Origin of the sequence: Sphingomonas larreae, assembly GCF_051400595.1 — a bacterium.
Taxonomy (GTDB): Bacteria; Pseudomonadota; Alphaproteobacteria; order Sphingomonadales; family Sphingomonadaceae; genus Sphingomonas.
On record NZ_JBLFFI010000007.1, the window covers coordinates 91249 to 106509 of the forward strand.

At 70.3% G+C, this 15261-nt stretch carries 13 protein-coding genes and 1 tRNA gene; 11 read left to right on the top strand and 3 right to left on the bottom strand.

What is annotated here, in order from left to right; genetic code table 11:
- Window positions 1-176: 176 nt before the first annotated feature.
- On the bottom strand, window positions 177-1229 hold the full coding sequence (gene obgE / locus ACMGDM_RS18540) for a GTPase ObgE (RefSeq protein WP_436805609.1): 1053 nt from the start codon (window positions 1227-1229) through the stop codon (window positions 177-179).
- Between the two features lie 141 nt (window positions 1230-1370).
- On the opposite strand from obgE, the gene ACMGDM_RS18545 reads away from it, so the two are divergent.
- Complete coding sequence (locus ACMGDM_RS18545; RefSeq protein ID WP_436805610.1) at window positions 1371-1832, top strand: hypothetical protein; 462 nt, start codon at window positions 1371-1373, stop codon at window positions 1830-1832.
- Window positions 1829-2185 (top strand): hypothetical protein, encoded by a 357-nt coding sequence (locus ACMGDM_RS18550; protein WP_436805611.1) that lies wholly within the window; start codon window positions 1829-1831, stop codon window positions 2183-2185. Before ACMGDM_RS18545 ends, ACMGDM_RS18550 begins: the two co-directional genes overlap by 4 nt.
- Before the next feature lie 57 nt (window positions 2186-2242).
- Here the strand turns inward: ACMGDM_RS18550 and ACMGDM_RS18555 are convergent, their stop codons facing one another.
- Window positions 2243-3133, bottom strand: a complete 891-nt coding sequence (locus tag ACMGDM_RS18555) for a LysR substrate-binding domain-containing protein (protein WP_436805612.1) — start codon at window positions 3131-3133, stop codon at window positions 2243-2245.
- Window positions 3134-3321: 188 nt separating this feature from the next.
- On the opposite strand from ACMGDM_RS18555, the gene ACMGDM_RS18560 reads away from it, so the two are divergent.
- From ACMGDM_RS18560 to ACMGDM_RS18580, 5 genes are all read left to right on the top strand, one after another.
- Window positions 3322-6525, top strand: a complete 3204-nt coding sequence (locus tag ACMGDM_RS18560) for an efflux RND transporter permease subunit (RefSeq protein ID WP_436805613.1) — start codon at window positions 3322-3324, stop codon at window positions 6523-6525.
- Window positions 6518-7708, top strand: coding sequence for an efflux RND transporter periplasmic adaptor subunit (locus tag ACMGDM_RS18565; RefSeq protein ID WP_436805614.1), 1191 nt, complete (start codon window positions 6518-6520; stop codon window positions 7706-7708). The genes ACMGDM_RS18560 and ACMGDM_RS18565 overlap by 8 nt, the downstream gene beginning before the upstream one ends.
- A 320-nt stretch (window positions 7709-8028) precedes the next feature.
- The gene (locus ACMGDM_RS18570) at window positions 8029-9396 is read left to right on the top strand and encodes an efflux transporter outer membrane subunit (protein WP_436805643.1); all 1368 of its coding nucleotides are present in this window, start codon (window positions 8029-8031) and stop codon (window positions 9394-9396) included.
- A 258-nt stretch (window positions 9397-9654) separates the two neighbouring features.
- Window positions 9655-11745 (top strand): phosphocholine-specific phospholipase C, encoded by a 2091-nt coding sequence (locus ACMGDM_RS18575; protein ID WP_436805615.1) that lies wholly within the window; start codon window positions 9655-9657, stop codon window positions 11743-11745.
- Between the two features lie 144 nt (window positions 11746-11889).
- On the top strand, window positions 11890-13158 hold the full coding sequence (locus tag ACMGDM_RS18580) for a S41 family peptidase (RefSeq protein ID WP_436805616.1): 1269 nt from the start codon (window positions 11890-11892) through the stop codon (window positions 13156-13158).
- A 14-nt stretch (window positions 13159-13172) separates the two neighbouring features.
- Here ACMGDM_RS18580 and ACMGDM_RS18585 read toward each other — a convergent pair.
- Window positions 13173-13262, bottom strand: a tRNA-Ser gene (locus ACMGDM_RS18585).
- 127 nt (window positions 13263-13389) lie between these two features.
- Between ACMGDM_RS18585 and hspQ the strand changes: the two genes are divergently transcribed.
- From hspQ to ACMGDM_RS18605, 4 genes are all read left to right on the top strand, one after another.
- Window positions 13390-13767 carry a heat shock protein HspQ gene (gene hspQ / locus ACMGDM_RS18590; RefSeq protein WP_436805617.1) on the top strand — a complete coding sequence of 126 codons (378 nt, stop codon included), beginning with the start codon at window positions 13390-13392 and terminating at the stop codon, window positions 13765-13767.
- A gap of 134 nt (window positions 13768-13901) precedes the next feature.
- Window positions 13902-14198: a 50S ribosomal protein L21 gene (gene rplU / locus ACMGDM_RS18595; RefSeq protein ID WP_219756704.1), complete on the top strand. Its 297-nt coding sequence runs from the start codon at window positions 13902-13904 to the stop codon at window positions 14196-14198.
- A gap of 27 nt (window positions 14199-14225) precedes the next feature.
- A complete protein-coding gene (gene rpmA, locus ACMGDM_RS18600) occupies window positions 14226-14495 on the top strand; it encodes a 50S ribosomal protein L27 (protein WP_132910023.1) in 270 nt (89 codons plus the stop codon).
- A 173-nt stretch (window positions 14496-14668) separates the two neighbouring features.
- On the top strand, window positions 14669-15211 hold the full coding sequence (locus ACMGDM_RS18605) for a GNAT family N-acetyltransferase (RefSeq protein WP_436805618.1): 543 nt from the start codon (window positions 14669-14671) through the stop codon (window positions 15209-15211).
- Window positions 15212-15261 lie beyond the last annotated feature (50 nt).

The window sequence follows — 15261 nt, forward strand, 5'->3', positions numbered from 1 at the left end:
TTAGCGACGGGAAGAGGGAAGGGGCGCCGCGTCAGGCGAGCGGCCCTGCTTGGCAGCGCGCGATCCTTGTTGATGGAGGCGCCACCGAGCGCCTGTACCGGCGCAAGCCTGTCAGCTTTCGAAGACTGCGATCGTCCAACTCGGGTGGCGTGGCCCACGCGGCTCGCACCCGCTGCTCACTCGCGCAGCGGTGACCATTCCAGCGCCTCTTCCTCGCCGTCGTCGTCGACCGGGGCCGCGCCGGTCGGGATCGCCTCCAGCAACTTGTCGAGCGCCCAGTCGACCCCGACGCCGCTGGCGCCCGAGAGCGGGATCACCTCGGCGCCGCTCGCCTCCTCCAACTCGGCCGAGAGCGCCGCGATCAGCTCGTCGTCGAGCGTGTCGATCTTGTTGAGCGCGACCACTACCGGCTTCTCCTCGAGGCCGCCGCCATAGGCCGCCAACTCGTCGCGCACGATCCGGTAACTCTCCGCCACGTTGTCGTCATTGGCGTCGACCAGGTGGAGCAGCACGCGGCAGCGCTCGATATGGCCGAGAAAGCGGTCGCCGATCCCGGCGCCCTCGGCCGCGCCCTCGATCAGCCCGGGGATGTCCGCCACGACGAATTCGCGCATCTTGTGGCGCACCACGCCGAGCTGCGGGCGCGTGGTGGTGAAAGCATAGGCGCCGACCTTGGCCTGGGCGTTGGTCACCTGGTTGATGAAGGTCGACTTGCCCGCGTTCGGCAAGCCGACCAGCCCGGCATCGGCGAGCAGCTTGAGCCGCAGCCACACCCAGGCTTCCTCGCTCGGCCAGCCGGTGCCGTGCTGGCGTGGTGTGCGGTTGGTCGAGGTCTTGTAGCTGGCGTTGCCGCGGCCGCCGTCGCCGCCGCGCAGGAACACAATCCGCTCGCCGACGCGGGTGAGGTCGGCGAGCAGCGTCCGCTCCTCGTCGTCGGCGAGGATTTGGGTGCCGACCGGCACCTTGATGACGAGGTCCTTGCCGCCGCCGCCGGTGCGGTTGCTGCCCGAGCCGCCGGAGCCGCGCGGCGCGCGGAAGTGCTGGGTGTAGCGAAAGTCGATCAGCGTGTTCAGTCCCGCCACCGTCTCGAAGACGATGTCGCCGCCCTTGCCGCCGTCACCACCGTCGGGACCGCCATATTCGATGTACTTCTCGCGCCGGAAGCTCACCGCGCCGGGGCCGCCAGCGCCCGAACGAACGAAAATCTTTGCCTGATCGAGGAAATGCATGGCGCGCTCCGTACCGTGTCGCGCCGGGTAAAGCGACAGCGTCGTGGCGTCGGCGTCGCTTCGCCGCCTTGCCGGGGATGGCGGCGCCATCCTAGGGAAGGCGCGGACGGCGCGTCGCGCGCCGATGAGGGATCGAGACGGGTGGTCGATAGCAGCTGGGGTGTGCCGACGGCTTCACGGGGCGGGGCGCTGGCGAGTCGCGATCCGGCGACGCGCGCCGACGAGCGGGCGCGCGCCAGCGAGGCACGCGCCCTCGCTCGCGCGGACGCGACCAGCGCGCGGCTCGAGGCGCGTGCCACCGCCCGCGAAGCGCAGGCGAACGAGCGCGAGCGCGCGCGCGCGGCGCGCCAGGAAGCGGCAACCGCGCTGGCGGCGCGCGACCCACATCGCGCCGCGGCGGAGCGCAAGCGCGGCTCGGGGCGGCGCGACGTGGTGCGCAAGGATCGCGACACCAGCGGCTATGCCATGGTGGTCGACGCTGCGCGCATCCGCACGCTCGCGGAGCGCGGCGCCTCCGTGAGCGGCCTGGCCGCCGTGTTTGGCATGACCGTCGAGCAGATCAAGCAGACGCTGGCCGAACCAGCAGAGGGAGCGGCGGCATGACCGCGGCGCAGACCTGGGACGCGGCGGCGGTGCGGACCTGGCTTGAGCGGCGGGTCGCGGCGGCGCGTACCGATCAGGTCACCGCGCAGCGACGCGGCCGCTCGGGTGAGGACGAGTGCGATCTGGCCGCGGCGGAGGAGATGGTGTGCGCGGCGCTGCTGCGCCTTGGTGCCGCCGACACGCAGGAGACGTTCGCCGCCGTGCTCAAGGCGCTGGCCGAGCGCGACGATTATATCTGGCGCGGGGTCTATGACGATCGCAAGTTCGATCGCCATGTCCGCGGCGCAATCCGCAAGCTGCTGAAGATGGCGAAGACGAACACCGGGTTCGAGCGCCTGGGCCACTATCAATAGCCATGAGCTACGGACTCGCCGCGTACCGCTTCGCGGGCAGCGATCGGTGCTGCGCGCTTACGACGCCGCCTCGCTGACGATTGCGACGAAATTCGCCGTCGTTCGGGCGCCGCTGATGGGGTGGACCAGCCACATCGCGCTCACCGCGCTGGCGTCGGCCAGCGGCGTGTAGACCAGCCCCGCCGACTGGAGCGCGCACAGTGATTCGGCCACCACGGTAACGCCGACCCCCGCCGCGACTAGCCCGAGCAGCGTGGACACCTCGCGCACCGTCTGCGCCACCCGCGGCTCCGCCCCTGCGGCGCGCATCAGCGCGAACAGTTCCTCCGTGAAGCCGCCGCTGCGATCGCTGGCATAGACCACCAGCGGGTGCGCGGCGGCGTCGGCGAGGCGGAGCTCCGTCCGACCGGCGAGGGGGTGGTCGGGTCGTGTCGCGACCACCAGCCGCTCGCTGAGGAGGCGGGTCGCGGCAAGTTCGGGCGGCAGCGTCGGTGCGGCGGCGCTCCGCAGGAATCCGACGTCGAGCGAGTCGGTGAGGATTGCGTGCACCTGCGCCGGACCGGCGAACTCCGTCAGCGCCAGTCGCACCTCGGGGTAGCGCAGCCGGAAGGCGTGGATCGCGGCGGCGACCTGGGGAATGAACGGTGCCGAGGCGTTGAAGCCGACGCGCAGCTCGCCCGACTCGCCACGCGCGGCACGGCGCGCCACCAGGATCGCCTGCTCCGCCTCGATCAATGTGCGGCGTGCCGCCTCCAGGAAGGCCGTCCCAGCCTGGGTCAAAGTGACTCGGCGGCTGGTGCGGTCGAGCAGGCGCACGCCCAGCTCGTCCTCCAGCTGGCGGATCTGCTGGCTGAGCGGGGGCTGCGAGATGCCGAGCCGCGCTGCCGCCCGCGCGAAGTGCAGGTCCTCGGCGACCTGGACGAAGTAACGCAGATGTCGCAGCTCCATGATCGATAGGCTGTACGTATCGATCGAGGCGGAAACAATATTAGACAAAGCGTTAACCAGCGCTCATCCGCTGCACCGCGGCATGTCATTGCGCCGCCGTCCTTTCCTGGTCGTCCGACGCCGCGCGCGCTAGGCTGGCGCGCGACGCCGCTCACCGGGGTGGGCGTCACCCACGGGAAGCTGTGCCCATGATCGGCATCGTACGCATCGCGCTGGCGCGCCCGCTGACCTTCATCGTCATGGCGATCCTGATCGCGATCGTCGGCGTCCTCGCGGCGCTCCGCACCCCGGTCGACATCTTCCCCGACATCAAGGTGCCGGTGATCGCCACCGCGTGGCAATATGCCGGCCTGTCACCCGACGAGATGTCGGGGCGGATCATCACCCCGTTCGAGCGCGTGCTGACCACCACGGTCAACGACATCGACCATATCGAGAGCCAGTCGCTGCCCGGCATCGGCGTGGTGAAGATCTATTTCCAGCCCGGCGCCGACATCCGCACCGCCACCGCGCAGGTCACCTCGGTGTCGCAGACCGTGCTGAAACAATTGCCGCCGGGGATCACCCCGCCGCTGGTGCTCAACTACAGCGCCTCGACGGTGCCGATCGTGCAGCTCGCTCTGTCGGGCAAGGGCCTGTCCGAGGGGCAGATGTTTGATCTCGCCAGCAACCAGGTGCGTCCCGGGCTGGTGACCGTGCCGGGCGCGGCGATCCCCTATCCCTCGGGCGGGCGCCAGCGCCAGATCCAGATCGACCTCGACCCCGACGCGCTCCAGTCCAAGGGGCTGTCGGCGCAGGACGTCGGCAACGCAATCGCGGCGCAGAACCAGATCAACCCGGCCGGCTTCGCCAAGATTGGCGGCTTCCAGTATAGTGTGCGCCTCAACAACGCGCCCGCCTCGATCGAGGAGCTCAACAGCATTCCGGTCAAGGTCGTGGGCGGCGCCACCATCTACATGCGCGATGTTGCCCATGTGCGCGACGGATCGGCGCCGCAGACCAACGTCGTCCATGTCGACGGCGCGCGCTCAGTGATCATGACCGTGCTCAAGAACGGCGCCACCTCGACGCTGGCGATCGTGCAGGGGATCAAGGACGCGCTGCCCAAGATCCAGGAGACGCTGCCGAGCACGCTCAAGATCGTGCCGATCGGGGACCAGTCCTTGTTCGTCCGCGCCGCGGTGGAGGGCGTGGTCAAGGAAGGCGCGATCGCCGCGGCGCTGACCAGCCTGATGATCCTGCTGTTCCTGGGTTCGTGGCGCTCGACCGTGATCATCGCGATCTCGATCCCGTTGGCGATCCTGTCCGCGATCATCGGCCTGGCGGTGACGGGCAACACGCTCAACACGATGACGCTCGGCGGCCTCAGCCTCGCGGTCGGCATCCTGGTCGACGACGCGACGGTGACGATCGAGAACATCAACTGGCACCTCGAGCAGGGCAAGCCGGTTCACCGTGCGATCCTCGACGGCGCGGCGCAGATCGTGACACCCGCCTTCGTCTCGCTGCTGTGCATCTGCATCGTGTTCGTGCCGATGTTCTTCCTGCCCGGCGTGGCGGGGTTCCTGTTCGTGCCGCTGGCGCTGGCGGTGGTGTTCGCGATGATCGCCTCGTTCATCCTGTCGCGCACGCTGGTGCCGACCATGGCGATGTACCTGCTTAAGCCGCACGGCGCGGGCGACGACCACGACCAGCACAGCGCCGGGGCGCCGACATCGCGCAACCCGCTCCTGCGCTTCCAGCGCGGCTTCGAGGCGCGGTTCGAGCGGATCCGCGCGGGCTATGGCGGGATGCTCGAACGCGTGCTCGCCGCGCCCAGGGGGTTCGTGATCGGCTTCCTCGCGGTGGTACTGCTGTCGTTCGGGCTGGTGCCGTTCCTCGGGCAGAACTTCTTCCCCTCGGTCGACGCGGGGCAGATCGCGATGCACGTGCGCGCGCCGGTCGGCAGCCGCATCGAGGAAACGTCGGCGGAGTTTGACCGCATTCAGCGCCGCATCCGCCAGATCATCCCGGCCGACGAGCTGGTCTCGGTCGTTGACAACATCGGCCTGCCGGTCAGCTCGATCAACACAACCTACAACAATTCGGGGACGGTCGGGCCGCAGGACGGCGACGTGCTGATCCAGCTGTCGCACGATCACGCGCCCACGGCGGACTATGTCCGCCGCCTGCGCGAGCAGCTGCCCCGCGACTTCCCCGGCGCCACCTTCTCCTTCCTGCCCGCGGACATCACCAGCCAGATCCTCAACTTCGGCGCGCCCGCCCCGATCGACATCCAGATCGCAGGCAAGGATGCCGCCGCCAATGCCGCCTATGCGCAGAAGCTCCTGCGCCGGATCGCCAAGATCCCCGGCCTGGCCGACGCGCGCATCCAGCAGTCGGCGCGCTACCCGCAGCTCAACGTCGCGGTCGATCGCAGCCGCATCGGCCAGTACGGCCTGACCGAGCGCGACGTGACGACCAGCCTGGCGAGCTCGCTGGCGGGCACCGCGCAGACGGCGCCGGTGTTCTTCCTCAATCCCGAAAACGGCGTGTCCTACCCGGTGGTGGCGCAGGCGCCCGAGTATCGCGTCGGCTCGATAAGCGACCTGTCGAGCATCCCGGTGACCGGCGCCAGCGGGCGCTCGCAGGTGCTGGGCGGGCTCGGCACGATCGTGCGCAGCAATGCGCCCGCGGTGGTCTCGCACTATAATATCGCGCCGGTGGTCGACCTCTACGCCACCCCGGCGGGGCGCGACCTGGGCGCGGTGGCAGGCGACATCCGCGGCGTGCTCGACGATCTCAAGGCCGAGGCGCCCAAGGGCGCGACCGTCACGCTGCGCGGCCAATATGCCACGATGAAGAGCGCCTTCTCGGGGCTGGGTTACGGGCTGCTCGGCGCGATCGTGCTGATCTACCTGCTGATCGTGGTCAACTTCCAGAGCTGGCTCGACCCGTTCGTGATCATCACCGCGCTGCCCGGCGCCTTGGCGGGGATCATCTGGATGCTGTTCACCACCGGCACCACCTTGTCGGTGCCCGCGCTCACCGGCGCGATCATGTGCATGGGCGTCGCCACCGCCAACGCGATCCTGGTGGTGAGCTTCGCGCGCGAGCGGCTCACCGAGCTCGGCGACGCCACCGCCGCCGCGCTGGAGGCGGGGATGACGCGCTTCCGCCCGGTGCTGATGACCGCGCTGGCGATGATCATCGGCATGCTGCCGATGGCGCTGGGGCTGGGTGAGGGTGGCGAGCAGAACGCGCCGCTCGGTCGCGCGGTGATCGGCGGGCTGCTGGTCGCCACCTTCGCCACCTTGATGTTCGTGCCCGTCATCTTCAGCCTCGTCCACCGCCGTCGCGCCGCGACCGCGCCGACGCGCGAGGCCCACCATCTGGAGCAAGCCCATGTCTGAGGCGTCGTACGAGACGACCCCCGCGTCGACGCCGGCCGCGCCCTCCACGGCGTCGTCGCGCTCGCTGCGCACCGCCGGGATCGCGGCGGCGGTGATCGCTGTCGGCGTCGTCGGCGTGGGTATCGCGGCGCGCTCGCGCACCGACAGCAAGCTCGCCGACTGGACCGCGGCGCAGTCGACCCCGACCGTCGCGGTGATCCAGGCCAAGCCGGCGGCGGCGACGGGCGCGCTGACGCTCCCCGCCAACCTGCAGGCGATCAACAGCGCCCCGATCTTCGCGCGCACCAGTGGCTACGTGCGCAAATGGTACGTCGACATCGGCGACTCCGTCCGCGCCGGGCAGACGCTGGCGGTGCTCGACGCGCCCGAGATCGACCAGCAGCTCGTCGCCGCGCGCGCCGACCTTGAGACTGCGCGCGCCAACCAGCAGCTCGCCGCCTCCACTGCGACGCGCTGGCGCAACATGCTCGCCAAGGACGCGGTGTCGAAGCAGGAGACCGACGAGAAGGTCGGCGACCTCGCCGCCAAGACCGCGGTGACCAACGCCGCGCGCGCCAACGTCTCGCGGCTGACCTACACGCAGGGCTTCACCCGCCTGATCGCGCCCTTCGCCGGCATCGTCACCAGCCGCTCGACCGACATCGGCGCGCTGGTGACCGCGGGGACGGCGGCGTCGACACCGCTGTTCACCGTCTCCGACGTGCGGCGGATGCGCGCCTATATCCGCGTGCCGCAGAATTATTCGGCGCAGATCCACCCGGGCATGCACGTGACGCTGACGCTGCCCGAATATGCCGGTCGCACGTTCGACGCGACGCTGACCCGCACCGCCGGCGCGGTGGAGCCATCGTCGGGCACGGTGCTGGTGCAGGTCGAGGCGCCCAACCCGGACCGCGCGCTCAAGCCCGGCGCCTATGCGCAGGCGAGCTTCCCGGTGGCGGGCGCGAGCGGCGCGGTGGCGTTGCCCGCGAGCGCGCTGATCGTCGGCGAGAACGGCACGCAGGTCGCGCTGGTCGGCGCGGACGGCAAGGCGCATCTGCGTACGATCCGGATCGGGCAGGACCATGGCAATACGGTGGAGGTGAGTTCGGGCGTCACCCCGCGCGACCGCGTGATCGACAACCCGCCCGATTCGCTCGCCGACGGCGACGCGGTGCAGGTGCAGAAGGCGGGCGCGCGGTGAGGGGTTGGGCGCTGCGCTCGTGGCCCTGGGCTCCTGCGTCCGCAGGAGCACGGGGCGGGGCGGTGAAAACCGGTTGTGTTCCTGCGCACGCAGGAACCCAGGGCGATGAGGCGTTGCGCTCGTCGTCGCGCGGCTTGGGAAGCGCACCGACACCCTACGCCTTCTCGTCACCCCGGACCTGTTCCGGGGCTCACGGTCCCGCTTCTTCAACGATCGTGGAGCGCGCCGACAGGTGGATCCCGGAACAGGTCCGGGATGACGGGAGTGGGACGCGTGCCCGTCACGCGCTTACCGTCGCGCGCCTCGCCACGCTCGCCACCCTGCTCGCCACCGCGGCCTGCTCCGTCGCGCCCGATTACGTCCGCCCGGCGACGCCCGCGCCCGCGGCGTACAAGGAGGCGGAGGGCTGGCAGGCGGCCGGCACCGACGTCGCTCCCGCCGGCAAGTGGTGGGAGGCCTTCGCCGATCCGGTGCTCACCGGACTCGAGGAGCGGGTCGTCGCCGGCAACCAGGATCTCGCCGCCGCGATTGCGCGCTACGACCAGGCGCGCGCGGTCGCGCGCCAGGCGCGGTCGGATCTCTTCCCCGAGGTCGGCGTCTCCGCCGACGTCAGCCGCGACCGCGTCTCCGCGGGCCGGCCGCTCGCGCTCGGCAGCGCCGCGCCCTACACCGTAGGCACGGTCGGCGCCTCGCTCGCCTATGAGCTCGACCTGTTCGGTCGCGTGCGCAACTCGGTGCGCGCCAGCCGCGCCGACGCAGCCGCCAGCGCGGCCGATGTCGCCGCGGTGACACTGGGGCTGCAGGCGCAGCTCGCCAGCATCTATTTCGACATGCGCGGGCTCGACGCGCGGATCGTGCTGCTGCGCCAGACCGTCGAGGCCAACGAGCGTGCCTATCAGCTCACCGATACCCGCCACAGCGGCGGCATCGCCTCGGGGATCGACGTCAGCCGCGCGCAGAACCTGCTCTCCAGCGCGCGCGCCGAGCTGTCCGCGGTGGGGATCGCACGCCAGCGTGACGAGCATGCCATCGCGGTGCTGCTCGGCGAGGCGCCCGCCGGCTTCACGCTCGCGGTCGAGGACCGCCAGCTCGCGCCGCCCGCGATCCCCGCCGGCCTGCCCTCGACCCTGCTCGAGCGCCGCCCCGACATCGCCGCGGCGGAGCGGCGCGTCGCCGCCGCCAACGCGCGGATCGGCGTGGCGCGCTCGGCACTGTTCCCCAGCGTCACGCTCGGCGCGGCGGGCGGGTTCGAGACGGCGCGCGGCTCGCTGCTGAGCGCCTCCAACGGTTTCTGGGCGCTCGGCCCGCTGTCCGCGGCGCTGGCGATCTTCGACGGCGGGCGCCGCCGCGCTGGCGTGCAGCGCGCGCGCGGCGAATATGACGAGGCGGCGGCGTCGTACCGCCAGACCGTGCTCACCGCCTTCCGCGAGGTGGAGGACGCGCTCGCCAGCCAGCGGCTGCTCGCCGCGCAGGAGCGCGACCAGCGCGCCGCGGCCGAGGCGGCAGAGCACACGCGCGAGCTGGCGCTGATCCGCTACCGCGACGGGGCGGCGGACTATCTCGAGGTGGTCACCGCGCAGACCGCCGCGCTCGACGCCGAGCGCGCGCTGCTGACGGTGCGCAGCCAGCAACTCCAGACCGCGACCGACCTGATCCGCGCGCTCGGCGGGGGTGTCGCGGCGGGCTGAGCCGTGCTGTCATCGGCGTGCCGCATGAAGCGGATAACGGCGGTACGACACCAGCCTGATCCGAGAAGCCCCTCTCCTTCAGGGGAGGGGTTGGGGTGGGGCGTCTCCGCTGAAGGTGCGTTTGCGGAAGAGCCCACCCCCGCCCCTCCCCTGAAGGAGAGGGGAGGTCGTCTGAAGTCGTCCTTTTTCCCTTGCGGGACAGAAGGAGAGGGCGGGCGCCTCGAGCGAGGCTCCGTCACGAGGCCGAAGGAGCAAGCCATGCCGCCGATGCAGGACCGCCGCAGCTTCATCCGCGGCATGATGGCTTCCGCCGGGGCCGCCGCGGCGCTGACTCCCTCGATCGCGCGCGCGCTCGAGCTGCCCGCGCGCCACCGCACCGGCACGTTGCGCGACGTCGACCATGTCGTGATCCTCACCCAGGAGAATCGCGCCTTCGACCATTATTTCGGCGCGATGCGCGGCGTGCGCGGGTTCGGCGACCGTTTCGCCGCGCCGGCGCCGCCGCTGCCCGGCGCGCCGAGTCGCACCGTGCTGCTCCAGCCCAACGAGCATGCCGATGCCGCGCCCGCGCTGCTCGCGCCCTTCCGGCTCGACACCGCGACCGACTTCCGCCTCTATCGCCCGCTCGGCACCCCGCACGGCTTCGCCGACAGCCAGGCGGCGTGGGACAACGGGCGGATGGGCGCCTGGACCCTGGCCAAGCACAACCACGCGATGGCGCATTTCATGCGCGCGGACCTGCCGTTCCAATATGCGCTCGCCGAGGCCTTCACGCTGTGTGACGCCTATCACAGTGCGATGCACCTGAGCACCAATCCCAACCGGCTGTACATCTGGTCGGGGACGCACGACCCGCTGGCACGCGCCGGCGGCCCCGCGATCGACAATGGCTATGACAGCCTGGACGCCGACCCGCTGCGCCACGGCGGCTATCGCTGGACCACCTATCCCGAGCGGCTGATGGCGGCGGGGATCAGCTTCCAGATCTACCAGGACATGGCGGACAATTTCACCGACAATCCGCTGGTCGGCTTCCATGCCTATCGCCGCGCGCAGTCCGCCGCGGACGAAGCCGCGGCGCTGCTCGCGCGCCGCACCACCACGACGCGCACGCTCAACGACCTGCGCCAGGACGTGCGCGACGATCGCCTGCCCGCGGTATCGTGGATCATCGCGCCCGAGGCGGCGTCGGAGCACCCCAGCGTGTCCACCCCGCTACAGGGCGGCGACTATAGCGCACGCGTGCTCGACGCGCTCACCGCCAACCCGGACGTGTGGGCGCGCACCGTGCTGTTGATCAACTTCGACGAGAATGACGGCCTGTTCGACCATATGCCCCCACCGGCGCCGCCAGCGCGGATCAACGGCCGCCCGGTCGGCGCCAGCGACGTGCCCGCCGATGACGAATATCACGTCCACTGCCGCACGCCCGAGGACGCCGCCTATCGCGACCGCCCCTATGGCCTCGGCATGCGTGTGCCGCTGTACGTCGTCTCGCCGTGGAGCCGTGGCGGCTATGTCGCCTCCGAGGTATTCGATCACACCAGCATCCTGCGCTTCCTGGAAGCGCGCTTCGGCGTGCGCGAGCCCAATATCGGCGCGTGGCGGCGGGCGGTGTGCGGCGACCTGACCTCCTGCTTCGACTTCGCCGCGCCGGACACGGTGGCGTTCATGGCGGGCCTGCCCGCCACCGCGGCGTCGTCGGCGCGTGCGGCGGGGCTGAAGGGGATCGCGCCGCCACTGCCCGCCGCGGTGAAGGCACCCGAGCAGGAGCGCGGGCTGCGCCGACGCCGCGCCACGCCCTACAAGCTCGACGCCGAGTTGCGGGGCGGTGAGTCGTCGGCGCTGCTGCTGGTGAACCACTCGCGCGAGCGCGCGGCGGTCTTCCACGTCTATGACATGGCGCGGCTGGACGGGCTGCCCGCGCGCTACACCGTCGTGGCGGGCGGCGCGCTGCCGCACTCGCTGCCGGCCGGCGTGGCCGATCTATTCGTGCTCGGTCCGGACGGGTTCCACCGCCGGCTGGTCGGGCGTGGCGACCTGTTCGCGGTCAGCCTCGCGCGCGATGCCGCGCCCGCGCTGCTGGTCGAGAACCGCACCGCCGCGCCGCTGATGGTGGAGGTGACCGACCGCGCTTATGGCGCGGCGCCGGTCACGCTCGCGCTGCGCCCGCGGCAGACCCGCCGCCTCGCGCTCGATCTCGCGGCGAGCCACGGCTGGTACGACCGGCAACTCGTCGCCGGCGCGCAGGCGTGGCGGATGGCCGGCCACCTCGGGGATGGGCACGCCTCTTTCTCCGACCCTGCCATCGGTGGGCCCGGGCCGCTGATCCCCGCGACGGTGATCTGAGGAGCGGACGGGTGGTCCCGCTCCGTTCCGCCATCATCCGCGTGGCTCGATGGGCCGCCGGCGAGGGGGCGGGCCGATCGACGGAGCAGGGGCACCGGCGACAGTTATCTTGCGCCGCGCACCACGGTGACCAATGAAGCGCAGATGCATCACGCTCGCCTGACCGCCTGGCTCGCCGGTCTGACCCTCCCCCTTTCCGCGTCGGCCTCGGCGCAAGAGCCGGCGCCGGCGCGCACGGGCTTCGAGGCAGCCCAAGCGTGGGACTCGTTCGTCACGCTGCTGCGCGACCATTATGGTTATCTGGCCCGACCCGGCATCGACGGCGAGTCGATCCTGGCGACCTTCGCGCCGCGCGCACGCGCCGCGCGGACCGACAAGGAGTTCATCGACGTCCTCCAGCTTGTCGCGCACAATTTCGCCGATCCGCACCTCATCGTCGGTCCGCTCGACGGGGACGACTGGGCAGTGGTGCCGACCGCCTCGGACCTGTTCGGCGCCTATGACGGCACACGCTTCCGGATCGAGGAGGTGCGCGCCCGCAGCGATGCGACCGCGCGCGGTATCTCGCCCGGGATGACGGTGGTGCGGCTAGACGGCGTCTCGCCGCGCCGCGCGATCGAACAGATCACGGGCCGCGCCTTCACCGATCTCACCGCCACGCAGGTCGCGTTCGCGTTCAACGTCGCGCTCGCCGGCCACCGCCGCCGCGCGCGCGTGCTGGAGGTCGCCGAGGGGCGACATCGGTACGCGCTGGCTCCCACCAACGCTCTGGCGGATCGGATCGGGCAGGGCCCGCTATTGGATGTGGAGCGCCGCGGGGCGATGGGGATCATCCGCATCAACAACTCGCTCGGCGACCAGGCGCTGGTCGATCGTTTCTCCCGCGCGCTCGAGACACTCAAGGACACGGACGCGCTGCTGATCGATCTGCGCAACACGCCCAGTGGCGGTAACACGAGCGTGGCGCGCGGCATCATGGGCCATTTCGTCGACCACGATCGCCCCTATCAGATGCATGTCGTTCCTTATGAGGCGCGCGTGCTCGGGCCGACCCGCAAGTTCATGGAATATGTCGCGCCGTTCGGCTTGCGCTACCCGGGGCGCGTCTATGTCGCGGGCGGGCGATGGACCGGCAGCATGGGCGAGGGGCTGATGATCGGATTCGACGCGATCGGCGCCACCACCGTCGGCACCGACATGGCGCATCTGCTGGGCGCGCTCAGCAACGAGACGATCGATGTCTCGGCGGCCCAGGTCGATCTCGGCACCGAGCAGCTCTTCACCGTGACGGGCCTGCCGCGCGAGCTTTACCGCCCCCAAATCTATCTCAGCCGTGCGGAACCGATGCCAGCGGGTGACCCGGTACTGTCCGCGCTCGACCGACTGACCGGTGGTGCAGAGCTTGATCGATGATGTGGGGAGGAAGGTGGCGGAGAGGGTGGGATTCGAACCCACGGTACCCGTGAGGGCACAACGGTTTTCGAGACCGTCCCAATCGACCACTCTGGCACCTCTCCGCGGAGGACACCGGAACCTGCGAAAGGCGGGTCCGGCGGCGATCGAGCGGCGCCCCTAGCCCGGTCCCGCGCGGGACGCAAGCATGTCCGTTGTTGTGCGCGGCGATTTCCGCACTAGATTGTCCACATGACCCGCCAACAGACGATGGCCACGAAAGCCGAGGCGCCGGTGGCGCCGCCGATTGCCCATGCTCGCTTTTCGATCGGCGACGTGGTGCGCCACCGCATGCTCGATTTTCGCGGGGTGATCTTCGACGTCGACCCGGTCTTCGCCAACAGCGAGGAATGGTACCAGTCGATCCCAGAGGATTTCCGTCCGGACAAGGACCAGCCCTTCTATCATCTGCTCGCGGAGAACATGGAATCGAGCTACGTCGCCTATGTCAGCCAGCAGAACCTGGTCCATGACGACAGCGACGAGCCGATCGACCATCCCGCGATCGCCGGATTGTTCGATCGGCTGGCGGACGGACGCTACGGGTTGAAGCGCCAGCACCGTCACTGATCCGCCCGCCGGGTTGCCCATTCCCCCAGGCGTGACGGAATCGGTTGACAGGCCGGGAGGCTTCGCATAGCTCGCACGCTTCTCTCGCAGGGTACGCCTTCGCGAGCTATGAAATTTGGGAAGTGACAAGAGCCATGTTCGCAGTCGTGCGCACGGGCGGCAAGCAGTATCGCGTCGCCGCCGGAGACAAGATCGTCGTCGAGAAGATCGAGGGCGAGGCCGGCGCGTCGGTGACGCTGGGTGACGTGCTGCTCGCGGGTGAGGGCGCGGAGCTCAAGTCGGTCGACGGCCTCACTGTGGCGGCGGAGATCGTCGCCCAAGCCAAGGGCGAGAAGGTGATCGTGTTCAAGAAGCGTCGCCGCCACAATTATCGTCGTCGCAACGGCCATCGCCAGAACCACACGATCCTCAAGATCGTGTCGGTCGGCTGATCCCGTAGCGCGCAGGAGCAAGAGCAAATGGCACATAAGAAAGCAGGCGGTTCGTCGCGCAACGGTCGTGACTCGGCCGGCCGTCGTCTTGGCGTGAAGAAGTTCGGCGGTCAGGAAGCGATCGCGGGCAACATCCTCGTGCGCCAGCGCGGCACCAAGTTCTACCCGGGCCGCAATGTCGGCATCGGCAAGGACCACACCCTTTTTGCGCTCGTCGACGGCCGCGTGGTGTTCCACGAGGGTAAGCTCGGCCGCAAATTCTGCTCGGTCGACATTATGGCGGCGGCAGCCGAATAACATCGGGTAACCAGCCGGGTTGCCCACCAGGGCGACCCGGGGTTCCGCAGCACGGAACCCAGCCAACAAGGGAGACGGGTCGCCCCGGCTCCCTTTTTTCATGCTCCCTCGGCCCCAGCGTGTCGCGCCATCGTCATCGACGTGTGGCAGCGGCCCGAACAAGGAGACGGAGCATGTTCGCGTTGACGCCGAGACTCACGCTCAGGCCGGGGTGGCTTGAGGACGCGCCGGCGCTCGCCCGCGCCATCGCGCATGAGGCGGTGGTGTCGCGGCTGACGCGCGTTCCCTGGCCCTATGCCGAGGAGGATGCGGCCGCCTTTCTCTCGCTCCAGCCACATCCGCGCGAGCCGCGCTTCCAGATCGTCGAGCGTAGCGGCGACTATCGGCTGATCGGCGGGATCGGTCTGCATCGCGGCCAGTGCGGCGGGGTCGAGCTGGGCTATTGGCTCACCCCGGACACCTGGGGGCGCGGCTATGCCACCGAGGCGGGGCGCGCCGTGCTCGACATCGCGCGTCGCGCGCTCGGGCTGACGCGGGTGGACGCCCACCATCAGGTCGACAATCCGGCGTCCGGGCGGGTGCTGCGCAAGCTCGGCTTCGTCGAGTGCGGCCGGTCGCGCCGCTACGCGCTGGCGCGCGACGCCGAGGTGGACTGCGTGGATTACACGCTCGACCTCGCCGTCGACCCGGAGCGAGCGATGCCGATCGCGGCCTGATCATCGCGGCATGATCGGTTGCTTTCGGCGTTGAACGCGGCACAAGGGCA

Bases quoted from the DNA above. Each gene is read 5' to 3' on its own strand.
- obgE (WP_436805609.1), bottom strand. From the start codon at position 1,229: ATGCATTTCCTCGATCAGGCAAAGATTTTCGTTCGTTCGGGCGCTGGC.
- ACMGDM_RS18550 (WP_436805611.1), top strand. From the start codon at position 1,829: ATGACCGCGGCGCAGACCTGGGACGCGGCGGCGGTGCGGACCTGGCTT.
- ACMGDM_RS18555 (WP_436805612.1), bottom strand. From the start codon at position 3,133: ATGGAGCTGCGACATCTGCGTTACTTCGTCCAGGTCGCCGAGGACCTG.
- ACMGDM_RS18560 (WP_436805613.1), top strand. From the start codon at position 3,322: ATGATCGGCATCGTACGCATCGCGCTGGCGCGCCCGCTGACCTTCATC.
- ACMGDM_RS18565 (WP_436805614.1), top strand. From the start codon at position 6,518: ATGTCTGAGGCGTCGTACGAGACGACCCCCGCGTCGACGCCGGCCGCG.
- ACMGDM_RS18575 (WP_436805615.1), top strand. From the start codon at position 9,655: ATGCCGCCGATGCAGGACCGCCGCAGCTTCATCCGCGGCATGATGGCT.
- ACMGDM_RS18580 (WP_436805616.1), top strand. From the start codon at position 11,890: ATGCATCACGCTCGCCTGACCGCCTGGCTCGCCGGTCTGACCCTCCCC.
- hspQ (WP_436805617.1), top strand. From the start codon at position 13,390: ATGACCCGCCAACAGACGATGGCCACGAAAGCCGAGGCGCCGGTGGCG.
- rplU (WP_219756704.1), top strand. From the start codon at position 13,902: ATGTTCGCAGTCGTGCGCACGGGCGGCAAGCAGTATCGCGTCGCCGCC.
- rpmA (WP_132910023.1), top strand. From the start codon at position 14,226: ATGGCACATAAGAAAGCAGGCGGTTCGTCGCGCAACGGTCGTGACTCG.
- ACMGDM_RS18605 (WP_436805618.1), top strand. From the start codon at position 14,669: ATGTTCGCGTTGACGCCGAGACTCACGCTCAGGCCGGGGTGGCTTGAG.